The organism is Pseudomonas sp. PDM05, assembly GCF_014851685.1.
Lineage (GTDB): Bacteria > Pseudomonadota > Gammaproteobacteria > Pseudomonadales > Pseudomonadaceae > Aquipseudomonas.
Window position 1 is genome coordinate 145,356 of the sequence record NZ_JACVAC010000010.1, and the last position, 13,137, is coordinate 158,492.

General features: G+C 61.2%; 11 protein-coding genes. 8 read left to right on the forward strand and 3 right to left on the reverse strand.

Going from position 1 to position 13,137, the window contains the following annotated elements; all coding sequences use genetic code 11:
• Positions 1–91: 91 nt before the first annotated feature.
• The 5 genes from IB241_RS19740 to IB241_RS19760 all read left to right on the forward strand — a co-directional run bounded on the left by IB241_RS19740 (position 92) and on the right by IB241_RS19760 (position 4,184).
• On the forward strand, positions 92–1,024 hold the full coding sequence (locus IB241_RS19740) for a choline ABC transporter substrate-binding protein (protein WP_192299888.1): 933 nt from the start codon (positions 92–94) through the stop codon (positions 1,022–1,024).
• 73 nt (positions 1,025–1,097) lie between these two features.
• Positions 1,098–1,985 carry a 3-keto-5-aminohexanoate cleavage protein gene (locus tag IB241_RS19745; RefSeq protein ID WP_192299889.1) on the forward strand — a complete coding sequence of 296 codons (888 nt, stop codon included), beginning with the start codon at positions 1,098–1,100 and terminating at the stop codon, positions 1,983–1,985.
• A 147-nt stretch (positions 1,986–2,132) separates the two neighbouring features.
• On the forward strand, positions 2,133–3,098 hold the full coding sequence (locus IB241_RS19750) for an L-carnitine dehydrogenase (RefSeq protein ID WP_192299890.1): 966 nt from the start codon (positions 2,133–2,135) through the stop codon (positions 3,096–3,098).
• Positions 3,099–3,211: 113 nt separating this feature from the next.
• Entirely contained in the window at positions 3,212–3,697 is a 486-nt protein-coding gene (locus tag IB241_RS19755) for a thioesterase family protein (protein ID WP_192299891.1), read from the forward strand.
• A 223-nt stretch (positions 3,698–3,920) separates the two neighbouring features.
• Positions 3,921–4,184 (forward strand): hypothetical protein, encoded by a 264-nt coding sequence (locus IB241_RS19760; protein WP_192299892.1) that lies wholly within the window; start codon positions 3,921–3,923, stop codon positions 4,182–4,184.
• 106 nt (positions 4,185–4,290) lie between these two features.
• Here IB241_RS19760 and IB241_RS19765 read toward each other — a convergent pair whose 3' ends face one another.
• Complete coding sequence (locus tag IB241_RS19765) at positions 4,291–5,394, reverse strand: GlxA family transcriptional regulator (protein ID WP_192299893.1); 1,104 nt, start codon at positions 5,392–5,394, stop codon at positions 4,291–4,293.
• Between the two features lie 518 nt (positions 5,395–5,912).
• Positions 5,913–7,289, reverse strand: coding sequence for an L-serine ammonia-lyase (locus IB241_RS19770; RefSeq protein ID WP_192299894.1), 1,377 nt, complete (start codon positions 7,287–7,289; stop codon positions 5,913–5,915).
• 415 nt (positions 7,290–7,704) lie between these two features.
• Between IB241_RS19770 and IB241_RS19775 the strand changes: the two genes are divergently transcribed.
• The 3 genes from IB241_RS19775 (at position 7,705) to choV (ending at position 10,744) form a co-directional block, all read left to right on the forward strand.
• Complete coding sequence (locus tag IB241_RS19775; RefSeq protein WP_192299895.1) at positions 7,705–8,652, forward strand: choline ABC transporter substrate-binding protein; 948 nt, start codon at positions 7,705–7,707, stop codon at positions 8,650–8,652.
• Positions 8,653–8,723: 71 nt separating this feature from the next.
• A complete protein-coding gene (gene choW / locus IB241_RS19780) occupies positions 8,724–9,569 on the forward strand; it encodes a choline ABC transporter permease subunit (RefSeq protein ID WP_010207125.1) in 846 nt (281 codons plus the stop codon).
• Positions 9,566–10,744, forward strand: a complete 1,179-nt coding sequence (gene choV, locus IB241_RS19785) for a choline ABC transporter ATP-binding protein (RefSeq protein ID WP_192299896.1) — start codon at positions 9,566–9,568, stop codon at positions 10,742–10,744. Before choW ends, choV begins: the two co-directional genes overlap by 4 nt.
• Positions 10,745–10,912: 168 nt before the next feature.
• On the opposite strand, the gene IB241_RS19790 is transcribed toward choV, so the two are convergent.
• Positions 10,913–12,847: a BCCT family transporter gene (locus IB241_RS19790; protein ID WP_226454820.1), complete on the reverse strand. Its 1,935-nt coding sequence runs from the start codon at positions 12,845–12,847 to the stop codon at positions 10,913–10,915.
• Positions 12,848–13,137: the final 290 nt, after the last annotated feature.

Here is a 13,137-nt window from a genome sequence, read left to right on the forward strand (position 1 = left end):
TGCGTTTTACCGCCGCGCAAGCTGCGTACCTTGGCTGCACGGTGCACAAAGACACCGGCCCCCACAATAACGACCTGCCGAGGGAACCACCATGAAACGACTGATGCTCGCACTCAGCGCCTGCGCACTCTTGAGTACCAACGCGATGGCGGCCGACGCGGCGTCCTGCCAGAACGTGCGCATGGGCGTGGTGAACTGGACCGACGTCATCGCCACCAGCGCCATGACCCAAGTGTTGCTCGACGGCCTCGGCTACAAGACCAAACAGACCAGCGCCTCCCAGCAAATCATCTTCGCCGGCATCCGCGACCAGCGCCTGGACCTGTTCCTCGGCTACTGGAACCCGCTGATGACCCAGACCATCACGCCGTTCGTCGACGCCAAGCAAGTCAAGGTCCTCGACAAGCCGAGCCTGGAAGATGCGCGTGCCACCCTCGCCGTGCCGACTTACCTGGCGGACAAGGGCCTGAAAACCTTCGCCGACATCGCCAGGTTCGAGAAAGAACTGGGCGGCAAGATCTACGGCATTGAGCCAGGCTCGGGCGCCAATACCCAGATCAAGGCAATGATCGCCAAGAACCAGTTCGGCCTGGGCAAGTTCCAGCTGGTCGAATCCAGCGAGGCCGGCATGCTCGCCGCCGTCGACCGTGCGGTGCGCCGCAAGGAAGCCGTGGTGTTCTTCGGCTGGGCGCCGCACCCCATGAACGTCAACGTCGCCATGACCTACCTCACCGGCAGCGACGACGCCCTGGGCCCGAACGAAGGCATGGCCACGGTATGGACCGTCACCGCGCCAACCTACGCCGAACAGTGCCCCAACGTGCACAAGTTGCTGACCAACCTGACCTTCACCGCTGCCGACGAGAGCCGGATGATGCAGCCCCTGCTGGATCACAAGGACGCCATCGAGTCCGCCAGGCAGTGGCTCAAGGATCACCCCCAGGACCAGGCGCGCTGGCTCGAAGGCGTGACCACCTTCGACGGCAAGCCGGCTGCGGCCAACCTGCAACTGTCCAGCAAATAAGCCATTTCCAACCACCGTTTCGCGGTCACTCCCGACCGCGAACGGCATCACCACGCCTGTAAGGAACCGCCTCATGAACCACGACGTCATCATCACCTGCGCACTCACCGGTGCTGGCGACACGACCAGCCGCAGCCCCCACGTGCCGGTCACTCCCAAACAGATCGCCGCCGCCGCCGTGGAAGCCGCCAAGGCCGGCGCCACCGTTGTGCACTGCCATGTGCGCGACCCCGAGACCGGCAAGTTCAGCCGCGACGTCGCCTTGTACCGCGAAGTGATGGAGCGCATCCGCGAGGCTGACATCGACATCATCGTCAACCTCACCGCCGGCATGGGCGGCGACCTGGAGATCGGGGCGGGCGAGAACCCGATGGCGTTCGGCCCCAATACCGACCTGGTCGGCCCGTTGACCCGCCTGGCGCATGTGGAGGAACTGCTGCCGGAAATCTGCACCCTGGACTGCGGCACGCTGAACTTTGGGGATGGCGACACCATTTACGTATCCACCCCGGCGCAACTGCGCGCAGGCGCCAAGCGTATCCAGGAGCTGGGGGTCAAGGCCGAGCTGGAGATTTTCGACACCGGCCACCTGTGGTTCGCCAAGCAGATGATCAAGGAAGGCCTGCTCGACAACCCGTTGTTCCAACTGTGCCTGGGCATCCCGTGGGGCGCACCGGCCGACACCACCACCATGAAAGCCATGGTCGACAACCTGCCCGCCGACGCCGTGTGGGCCGGCTTCGGCATCGGCCGCATGCAAATGCCGATGGCGGCGCAAGCGGTGCTGCTGGGCGGCAATGTGCGGGTGGGGTTGGAAGACAACCTGTGGCTGGACAAGGGCGTGCTCGCCACTAACGGCCAGTTGGTGGAGCGGGCGAGTGAAATTCTCAGCCGGCTTGGTGCACGGGTTCTGACGCCGGCGGAAGGTCGCGTGAAGATGGGCCTGACCCGACGCGGCTAACCCCCTGCCCGAAACCGAATCAAAAATGTGGGAGCGGGCTTGCTCGCGAATGCGGTGGCTCAGTACCGGATAGAGCGACTGACACTGCGCATTCGCGAGCAAGCCCGCTCCTACAATGGATCACCGAACTCTTCAGGAATGTCGCCAATGAGCTTTATCACCGAAATCAAAACCTTCGCCGCCCTGGGCAGCGGTGTCATCGGCAGCGGCTGGGTGTCCCGCGCCCTCGCCCATGGCCTGGATGTGGTCGCCTGGGACCCCGCGCCCGGCGCTGAAGCCGCCCTGCGCAAACGCGTCGCCAACGCCTGGGGTGCCCTGGAGAAACAAGGCCTGGCACCCGGTGCATCACAGGATCGCCTGCGCTTTGTCGACACCATCGAAGCCTGCGTAAAAGACGCCGATTTCATCCAGGAGAGCGCCCCCGAACGCCTGGAGTTGAAGCTCGAATTGCACAGCAAGATCAGCGCCGCCGCCAAGCCCAATGCGCTGATCGGTTCGAGCACGTCCGGTCTGTTGCCGAGTGAGTTCTACGAGAGCGCCACACACCCGCAACGCTGCGTGGTCGGCCATCCGTTCAACCCGGTGTATCTGCTGCCGCTGGTGGAAGTGGTCGGTGGCAAAAACACCGCGCCGCAAGCGATCCAGGCCGCGATCAAGGTGTATGAATCCCTCGGCATGCGCCCGTTGCATGTGCGCAAGGAAGTCCCTGGTTTTATTGCCGACCGCCTGCTTGAAGCGCTCTGGCGTGAGGCGCTGCACCTGGTCAACGACGGCGTGGCGACCACTGGCGAGATCGACGATGCGATCCGTTTTGGCGCGGGGCTGCGTTGGTCGTTCATGGGCACGTTCCTCACCTACACCCTCGCGGGTGGCGACGCCGGCATGCGGCATTTCATGGCGCAGTTCGGACCGGCGCTGCAGCTGCCGTGGACCTACCTGCCGGCACCGGAGCTGACCGACAAGTTGATCGACGATGTGGTGGAGGGCACCCGCGATCAGTTGGGCACACACAGCATTTCGGCGCTGGAGCGCTATCGTGATGATTGCCTGTTGGCGGTGCTGGAAGCGGTAAAAACCACCAAGGCCAAACACGGCATGAGCTTCGCTGAATAACCCCCGTGGGAGCGGGCTTGCTCGCGAAAGCGGAGTGTCAGTCACTTAAATTTTTCTGACTCACCGCATTCGCGAGCAAGCCCGCTCCCACATTTTTTGACCGAGTACATGCCATGCCTGCATTAACCACTTATACGACGCAAATCCACCCCGACTGGGTGGACTACAACGGCCACCTGCGCGACGCGTTCTACCTGCTGATCTTCAGCTACGCCACCGACGCGCTGATGGACAGCCTCGGCCTGGACAGCACCCACCGCGAAGCCAGCGGCCACTCGCTGTTCACCCTGGAGTTGCACCTGAACTACCTGCACGAAGTGAAACTCGGCGCCGACGTCGAGGTGCATACCCAACTCATCGCCCATGACGCCAAGCGCCTGCATCTCTACCACAGCCTGCATCCGGTCGGCGGCGATAAGGAACTGGCGGGCAACGAACAGATGCTGCTGCACGTCGACCTCAAAGGGCCCCATGCGACAGCGTTTAGCGAGGCCACCCTGCAACGCCTTTCGGCGATCTGCCTGGAGCAGGCCGACTTGCCGCGCCCTGCCCTGCTCGGCCGGGTCATCGGCATAAAAAAAGCCCCGATCAAGCCGTGACGAGATCGAGGCATAAGGTTTTGTGTGAGCTGTACATCCCGAGGGTGACCAAACCGTCAAGCTGCTTGCTTGAACCCAGTGTGCCCATTAGTGCCGTCGGCAAATGGCCCGAAAACGACATGCTCATAGCCATCTGAGCCATTCGTGCAATCTGCCCTTGCCGCCCCCTTGAGTGGCTACCAGAATCGAGGTCAAACCCGTTCCCTTCACCAGGATAAACGTCATGATGCATGCGGATTTGATTGACCAGGATGACCTGCTGGGCCAGTTGCGCTCACTGGGTTTCGAAGTCTCCAGCGGCTCTACCGCCGAGCAGGCCTGCGAGTGTGCGGTGCGTGGCTTGAGCGAGGCGCGGGCCAAGGCACTGAAGGGGATGGTGGAGCAGATGTACACCGGCAGCGCGACGATCTTGCCGGCGGTGCGCCAGGCCATCGATAAGCAGTTGCTCCCGGCCCTGATGCAGTTCAAGCAGAACTCCGGGGCCTGATGAAGCGCATTCGCGAGCAAGCCCGCTCCCACATTCGACTGCATTCCAGGGTTGGAACTCGGTCGAATGTGGGAGCGGGCTTGCTCGCGAATGCAGGCGCCTGGGTCTAGAGCCTTACGCTGGCAAACGTCGACTCATTGCGCGCCTGGCTCAACGCCGACATCGGTCCCGACAACGGTGACAGCACCAAGGCCGGCGGAATCGGCATCATCGCCACCTGTTGGGTCGTGTTGGAGCCCACACGTTCATCCCGTGGTGGAATGCCGAAGTATTCGCGGTAGCACTTGGAGAAGTGCGGCGTGGAGACAAACCCACACACCGACGCCACTTCGATGATCGACATCGGCGTTTGCTTGAGCAGCTGCCGCGCACGGATCAAACGCAACTTCAGGTAGTAACGCGACGGCGAGCAGTGCAGGTACTTCTGGAACAGCCGCTCCAGCTGGCGCCGCGATACGGCGACGTACACCGCCAACTCATCCAGGTCGATCGGCTCTTCCAGATTGGCCTCCATCAACGCGACGATTTCCTGCAGCTTCGGCTGGTTGGTGCCGAGCATGTGCTTGAGCGGCACGCGCTGGTGATCCTGCTCGTTGCGGATGCGTTCGTACACAAACATCTCGGAGATCGCGGCCGACAGTTCACGCCCGTGATCGCGGCTGATCAGGTGCAGCATCATGTCCAGCGGCGCGGTGCCGCCGGAGCTGGTGAAGCGGTTGCGGTCGAGGGTGAACAGGCGTGTGCTCATGGCCACGCGGGGAAAGGCTTCCTGCATCGAGGCCAGGCATTCCCAGTGCACGCTGCAATCGAAACCATCGAGCAGACCCGCGCAGGCCAGGGCCCAGCTGCCGGTGCACACGGCGCCCAGGCGACGCGACTGGCGCGCCTGGCTCTGCAGCCACGACACGTGTTCACGGGTGACGGTACGTTGGATACCCACGCCGCCGCACACGATCACAGTGTCCAGGGCCGGGGCTTTGTGCATGGAGGCATCGGGAGTGATTTGCAGCCCGTCGCTGGCCCACACTTGGTTGCCGTCGACACTCAGGGTTGTCCAGCGATACAACTCGCGACCGGACAGCTGGTTGGCCATGCGCAGGGGTTCGACTGCGGATGCCAGGGAAATCAGCGTGAAATTGTCCAGCAGCAAAAAGCCGATGGATTGAGGCGTACGGTTCTGGGGTTGAGCCCCGGAGTTGAACGACGTCATCACAGTATCTCCTCACACAAAGCGGGTGATGGCCTCAGGCGAGGCTCTTGTTATTGCGCTCTTCATCCTTCACGGAGAGAGGCTTTGAATTGACAGAGCAAATGCCATGCCTAAATTTGAATGGCCGTCCAATAACTCCTAAAAACGACGTTTTGACGCGTCTATATAAGCCCGCGCGAGACGCATGGTTAAGCCCTGAAATGGGCGTAGGAACGGGCCCTCACAGACCGGGTGAGCAGAACGGTAGCACTTGTGGGAAGGCGCTTTGCGGGCGTAGGAGAAGTCTGTCACCCATGGCACGGGGGACGGGTGGTCGAGGGGTAAATCGTTCGTGAGCTACTTATCTGTTTGCGACGCGCTAAAAGGTGGCGCTTTTGCTTTGGGTGTGCACTTTGTGAGCAGTGTTGTCTGGACCTCCGCTATCGCAGGCAAGCCAGCTCCCACATTCGACCGCATCCTCATGCTGGAACTCGGTCAACTGTGGGAGCTGGCTTGCCTGCGATGGCGGTGTCACTGACTCAACACTCGACAGCACTCACCGCCAACCCACCCCGCGACGTCTCTTTGTACTTGTCGTGCATGTCCGCCCCGGTATCGCGCATGGTGCGGATCACCCGGTCCAGCGAGATAAAGTGCTGGCCATCGCCACGCAACGCCATCTGCGCCGCGTTGATCGCCTTCACCGCCGCAATCGCATTGCGCTCGATGCACGGCACCTGCACCAGCCCGCCCACCGGGTCGCAGGTCAGGCCGAGGTTGTGTTCCAGGCCGATCTCGGCGGCGTTGCACAGTTGCTCCGGCGTGGCGCCGAGGATTTCCGCCAAGCCGGCGGCAGCCATCGCGCAGGCTGAACCCACCTCGCCCTGGCAGCCGACTTCGGCACCGGAGATCGAGGCGTTTTTCTTGCACAGGATGCCCACCGCCGCGGCGCCGAGCAGGTAGTCGACCACATTGGCTTCGGTGACTTCTTCGCTGAACTTCATGAAGTAGTGCAGCACCGCCGGGATGATCCCCGCCGCGCCGTTGGTGGGTGCGGTGACCATGCGCCCGCCAGCGGCGTTTTCTTCGTTGACCGCGAGGGCGAACAGGTTGACCCACTCCATCGCGCTCAACGTCGAGCCGATTACATTGGGCTTGTTCAATTCCTGCAGGCTGCGGTGCAACTTGGCGGCGCGGCGGCGCACGTTCAGGCCGCCGGGCAAGATGCCTTCGTGCTTGAGGCCTTGCTCCACGCAATCTTGCATGGCGTGCCAGAGCTTGAGCAGGCCACTGCGGATTTCTTCTTCGGAGCGCCAGACCTTTTCATTGGCCAGCATCAGTTCGGCGACGCGCAGGTTGTGGGTCTTGCACAGCTGCAACAGCTCCACCGCGCTGGAAAAATCGTAGGGCAGTTCGGTGCGATCCATGTCGGCCACGCCGCTTTGTGCCTGGGCTTCATCCACCACAAAACCGCCGCCCACCGAATAGTAAGTGTCGCGATGCAACTCGCCGCTGTCGCCGTACACCACAAGGGTCATGGCATTGGGGTGAAACGGCAGGTTTTCGTCGAGCAGGCGCATGTCGCGGGCCCACACGAAGGGCACCGCCAGGTGTCCGTCCAGCAGCAGGGTGTCGGTTTCGCGCAGGGTGTGAATGCGCTGGCCGATTTGCGACGGGTCGATTGCGTCCGGCCACTCGCCCATCAACCCCATGATGGTGGCGGTGTCGCTGCCGTGGCCGATGCCGGTGGCGGACAGGGAGCCATAAAGCTGAACTTCGACGCGCCGCACTTGTTCCAACAACTCACGTCCACGCAGGCCCTGGACGAACAACGCCGCGGCGCGCATGGGGCCGACGGTGTGAGAACTCGAAGGCCCGATGCCGATCTTGAACAGGTCGAAAACACTGATAGCCATTGCGGTAGAACTCCTCGATAAGCACGGCCAGGCTTGAACGAGGTGCTACGCTCAGATCGCCCAGATGGCGGCATCATCAAGCTTTTATCCGCCGTCACGGCGTCTCACACCGACGCACCCATGCTCACTAGCGTCGCTGGCGTGTGATCACCTGTTTTGGGCGTTTTTTGCGGTGCAGATGGGCAAAAACTGCAGTTTTGCCTTGGGAAAAACCTGTAAGCGACGTCACCGACACTGGATACGACCCTCCCTGTACTGGATACGACGCCCCCTGTAGGCGTCAGATTTTCACTGGTACATGATCAGTCTCGACTCGTTTGCAAGGCGCCGTGCCAGAGCAGTTGTCACACGCTCTAAACGCAACACTTATAAAGCGCGGCGAAGGCCGCCAGAAAAAACACAGGAGTCTAGCCCCATGAAAGGTTCACCCCAGTTGTTATTGGCCGCCATGCTGAGTCTGCCAGTCCTGGCGCACGCGGCAGAGCCGGCACAATGTCAGACCGTCAACTTCTCCGATGTCGGCTGGACCGACATCACCGTCACCACGGCGACCACCAGCGAAATCCTCAAGGGCCTGGGCTACAAGCCGCGCACCACGATGATTTCCGTACCAGTGACCTACAAGTCCCTGGCCGACGGCAAGAACATGGACATCTTCCTCGGCAACTGGATGCCGACCATGGAAAACGACATCAAGCAGTACCGTGATGCCGGCACCGTGGAAACCGTGCGCGCCAACCTGGAGAACGCCAAGTACACCCTGGCGGTCCCCGAAGCGCTGTACAACAAAGGCCTGAAGGACTTCGCCGACATCGCCAAATTCAAGGACGAGCTGGGCGGCAAGATCTACGGCATCGAGCCGGGCAACGACGGCAACCGCACCATCCAGACACTGATCGACAAAGACGCCTTCGGCCTGAAAACCGCCGGTTTCAAAGTGGTCGAATCCAGCGAAGCCGGGATGCTCTCCCAGGTTGAGCGCGCCTCCAAGCGTGACCAGGCCATCGTGTTCCTCGGCTGGGAACCGCACCCGATGAACACCCGCTTCAAGATGAAGTACCTGACCGGCGGGGATGATTCCTTCGGCCCCAACTACGGCCAGGCCACCATCTACACCAACGTGCGCAAGGGCTACACCCAGGAATGCAGCAACGTTGGCCAGCTCCTGAAAAACCTGTCGTTCACCTTGAACATGGAAAGCACCCTGATGGGTAACGTGCTGGACGACAAGATGAAGCCCGACGCCGCGGCGAAAGCCTGGCTGCAGAAAAACCCGCAAGTGCTCGACACCTGGCTCGCGGGGGTCACCACCGTTGATGGCAAACCTGGACTGGACGCCGTGAAAGCCTATCTCGCCAAGTAATTCACCGTTGTCCCCGGGGCGGTGCGCTGCCCCGGGATGTTTTCCCTCTTCGCATGTGGACATTCACTACCATGCTGACTGAACAGAAAATCCCACTAGGCCAGTACATCGCTGCCTTCGTTGAATGGTTGACCCAACACGGTGCCAACTACTTCGACGCAATCGCATCGACGCTGGAAACGATGATCCACGGCGTGACGTTCGCGCTGACCTGGTTCAATCCGCTGGCATTGATCGGTCTGATTGCGCTGCTGGCTCATTTTATTCAACGCAAATGGGGCCTGACCGTCTTTGTCATTGCCTCCTTCCTGCTGATCCTCAACCTGGGGTACTGGCAGGAAACCATGGAGACCCTGGCGCAGGTGCTGTTCGCCACCCTGGTCTGCGTGGTCATCGGTGTGCCGCTGGGCATTGTTGCCGCGCACAAACCGATGTTCTACACCATGATGCGGCCGGTACTCGATCTGATGCAGACCGTACCGACCTTCGTCTACCTCATCCCTACCCTGACCCTCTTCGGGCTGGGTGTGGTGCCTGGGCTGATTTCCACGGTGGTGTTCGCGATTGCCGCGCCGATCCGCCTGACTTACCTGGGTATCCGTGATGTACCGCAAGAGTTGATGGACGCCGGCAAGGCCTTTGGCTGCTCGCGCCGTCAGTTGCTCTCGCGCATTGAACTGCCCCACGCCATGCCGAGCATCGCTGCCGGCATTACCCAATGCATCATGCTGTCGTTGTCGATGGTGGTGATCGCCGCCCTGGTGGGCGCCGATGGCCTCGGCAAACCGGTGGTCAACGCACTCAACACCGCTGACATCGCCCTGGGCTTTGAAGCCGGCCTGGCAATCGTATTGCTGGCCATCATGCTCGACCGCATCTGCAAACAACCCGACGCCAAAGTAGGGGGTGATGCATGAGCATTATCCGATTCGACAATGTCGACGTGATCTTCTCCAAAGACCCACGCGAAGCGCTCAAGCTGCTGGACCAGGGCATGAGCCGTAACGAGATCCTGAAAAAGACCGGGCAGATTGTCGGCGTTGAAAAAGCCAGCCTGGACATCGAGAAAGGCGAGATCTGCGTGCTGATGGGCCTGTCGGGCTCGGGCAAATCCAGCTTGCTGCGCTGCATCAACGGCCTCAACACCGTGAGCCGCGGCCAACTGTTCGTGGAGCATGAGGGTCGCCAGATCGACATCGCTTCCTGCACCCCCGCCGAGCTGAAAATGATGCGTACCAAGCGCATCGCCATGGTGTTCCAGAAGTTCGCCCTGATGCCGTGGCTGACCGTGCGCGAAAACATCAGCTTCGGCCTGGAGATGCAGGGCCGTCCGGAAAAAGACCGGCGCAAGCTGGTGGACGAAAAGCTCGAACTGGTGGGCCTGACCCAATGGCGCAACAAGAAGCCGGATGAACTCTCCGGCGGCATGCAACAGCGCGTCGGCCTGGCCCGCGCGTTGGCGATGGACGCCGACATCCTGCTGATGGACGAACCCTTCTCCGCCCTCGACCCGCTGATCCGCCAGGGCTTGCAGGACGAGTTGCTGGAACTGCAACGCAAGCTGAGCAAGACCATCGTGTTCGTGAGCCACGACCTCGACGAAGCGCTCAAATTGGGCAGCCGTATCGCGATCATGAAAGACGGCAAGATCATCCAGTACAGCGTGCCGGAAGAGATCGTGCTGAACCCGGCGGATGACTATGTGCGCACCTTCGTCGCGCATACCAACCCACTGAACGTCCTGTGCGGCCGCAGCCTGATGCGCACCCTGGACAACTGCAAGCGCGTCAACGGTTCGGTGTGCCTGGACCCGGGCGGCGACTCGTGGCTGGACCTGGCCGAAGGCAACACCATCAAGGGTGCTCGCCAGAATGGCGCGGTGATGAATTTGCAGAACTGGGCACCGGGGCAAGCGGTGGAAGGTTTGAGTCGGTTGCCAACGCTGGTGGATTCGAATATCGGCATGCGTGATGCATTGCAGATTCGGTATCACACGGGGAACAAGCTGGTGTTGCATGACAACAACCAGGTGGTGGGGATCTTGGGGGACAGCGAGCTGTACCACGCCCTGCTAGGCAAGAACCTGGGGTAAGCCACACCGCAAAGCAAATGTGGGAGCGGGCTTGCTCGCGAATGCGGTGTGTCAGACAGCACATCTGCCACTGATACACCGCATTCGCGAGCAAGCCCGCTCCCACATTTTGATCTACGTACAACATAAAAAAAACGGCGCCAGTGACGGCGCCGTTCGTTTCAACTATCAGCTATAGACCCGGCCAAGGAGCTGCCGATGGCTTTCAAACTGATCGAGCACGTCCCGGGTGATCTGTTCCTGAGCAAAGCCCATCAGGTCGTACTCCTGAGGCCCGTTGTGCAGGTACACCTCAGCGCGGTAGTAGCGGGTGCGCTCTTCTTCAGGCAAGTCGGTCGAGGCCGACGAGTAAGCATCCAGGCTCACTTCGTAGACAAACGGGTTGCCCTCTTCCATCTCGATGCGCACACCAATGCAGCGCTTGGATTTGCCAAGCAAGGTCTGCACTTGCAAGCCCTGCTCACGCAATGCCACGGCGGCTTCTTCCAACGCCGGCGTTACGTGCTTGTCCATGAAACGCTGCACCGTGCCCTGGCTCGGTTGCAGGTCCAGCGCGGTCAACCGCTCGCTGAAACCACGACGGCCACGCTCGGCCAATTGCGCCTGCTCCTGTTCGATGGCCACGTCCTGGCGCATGGCCTTGTGCAGACCGAACATAAAGAACACCAGCACCACCGAGAACGGCAGCCCCGCCAGCACCACCATGGTTTGCATGGCTTCGAAGTTACCCGCGAACAACAGGCCGATGGTCACCAGAGTGATCACCGCCGACCAGAAGATCCGCAGCCAGTGCGGCGCATCTTCATCCACATTACCGCCTTTGCACGACAGGTTGGCCATCATCACCGCGCCGGAATCCGCCGGGGTCAGGAACAGCACAAAGCCCACAAAGATCGACACACCGATGACGATTTTCGACGCCGGGTAATGCTCCAGCAGTTGGTAGATGGCCATCGACGGTTGTTCCAGCGCCGTCTTGCCCAACTCCACCGCACCGTGGTTCAGCACCAGGTCCAGCGCCGAGTTGCCAAAGATCGACAGCCACGCCAGGGTGAAGCCCAGCGGGATCAACAGCACGCCCGCCACCAGTTCACGCACCGAGCGACCACGGGAAATGCGCGCGATGAACATGCCTACGAACGGCGCCCAGGAAATCCACCAGGCCCAGTAGAACAGGGTCCACAGCCCCATCCAGCGTTCGGTCTTGTCGGCGTCGCCTTCGTACACGTAGAGGTCGAAGGTTTTCAGCACCAGGCCGTTCATGTAGTCGCCGATGTTCTGCACGAAGCCGTTGAGCAGGTGCAGGGTCGGGCCGAACAGCAGCACAAAGATCAGCAAGCCGCTGAACAGCACGATATTGAGGTTGGACAAGCGGCGAATGCCGTTCTCCACACCCGACACGGCAGCGATGGTCGCCACGGTGCTCATCACGATGATCACGATCAGCAGGTTGGTGTTGTTGTGCGCCATGCCGAACAGGTTTTCCAAACCGGACGACACTTGCATCGCACCAATCCCCAGGTTGGTCACCAGGCCCAGCAGCGTCACGAACATGCCGAAACCGTCCACCGCGTGACCGGCCGCGCCCTTCACCCAACGCTCGCCGACCAGCGGGTACAGCGCCGAACGCAAGGCCAGCGGCTGGTTATGGCGATACGCGAAGTACGCCACGGCCAGGCCGACCAAGGCGTAGATCGCCCAACCGTGCAAGCCCCAGTGCAGGAAGGTCAATTGCAGCGCCTGGCGTGCAGCCATGTTGCTGGCGGCCGCGCCTTCAGGCGGGTTGAAGTAGTGGTCCAGCGGCTCCGAGGCGCCGAAGTACAGCAGCGAGATGCCGATACCCGACGAGAACAGCATGCCGGCCCAGGCGCCGTAGCTGAAGTCCGGGGTGTCGTCCTTACTGCCCAGTTTCAATTTGCCGTAGGAAGAAAACGCCAGGCCCACCACAAACACCAGGTAGGCGGCGATGACCACCATGTAATACCAGCCGAAGCTTTTCGACAGCCAGGCTTGTGCGACGCCGAGCATGCGCCCGGCCTCCTGCGGGGCGATGATCAGGATGGCAGTCAACAACAGAATCAACGCGGTGGAGGTGTAGAACACCCAACCGTTGACCCGCACCTTTTCCGGCGGGGTCTTTATAAGAGAGGCAGAACTCATGGCGCAGATGCTCCGGGCAGTGCGAAAGAGAAACACAAGGCAGCGGTTATCCCGGGACATCGCTTTATGGGCAGGCGACGGACGGGTGTTATAAAGACACCCCGAAAACCCTTGGCCCCCTACCGGACAGGTAGACAGGGCGTTTCAAGGGTTTTTGCAGGTGTCATTTGTCGCGGCTCTCAGGCAGGAAACTTCTGTAGGCAGCGACCATTTGTCGCAGATCTTATTCTTTG

Bases quoted from the DNA above. Each gene is read 5' to 3' on its own strand.
- IB241_RS19740 (WP_192299888.1), top strand. From the start codon at position 92: ATGAAACGACTGATGCTCGCACTCAGCGCCTGCGCACTCTTGAGTACC.
- IB241_RS19745 (WP_192299889.1), top strand. From the start codon at position 1,098: ATGAACCACGACGTCATCATCACCTGCGCACTCACCGGTGCTGGCGAC.
- IB241_RS19750 (WP_192299890.1), top strand. From the start codon at position 2,133: ATGAGCTTTATCACCGAAATCAAAACCTTCGCCGCCCTGGGCAGCGGT.
- IB241_RS19755 (WP_192299891.1), top strand. From the start codon at position 3,212: ATGCCTGCATTAACCACTTATACGACGCAAATCCACCCCGACTGGGTG.
- IB241_RS19760 (WP_192299892.1), top strand. From the start codon at position 3,921: ATGATGCATGCGGATTTGATTGACCAGGATGACCTGCTGGGCCAGTTG.
- IB241_RS19765 (WP_192299893.1), bottom strand. From the start codon at position 5,394: ATGACGTCGTTCAACTCCGGGGCTCAACCCCAGAACCGTACGCCTCAA.
- IB241_RS19770 (WP_192299894.1), bottom strand. From the start codon at position 7,289: ATGGCTATCAGTGTTTTCGACCTGTTCAAGATCGGCATCGGGCCTTCG.
- IB241_RS19775 (WP_192299895.1), top strand. From the start codon at position 7,705: ATGAAAGGTTCACCCCAGTTGTTATTGGCCGCCATGCTGAGTCTGCCA.
- choW (WP_010207125.1), top strand. From the start codon at position 8,724: ATGCTGACTGAACAGAAAATCCCACTAGGCCAGTACATCGCTGCCTTC.
- choV (WP_192299896.1), top strand. From the start codon at position 9,566: ATGAGCATTATCCGATTCGACAATGTCGACGTGATCTTCTCCAAAGAC.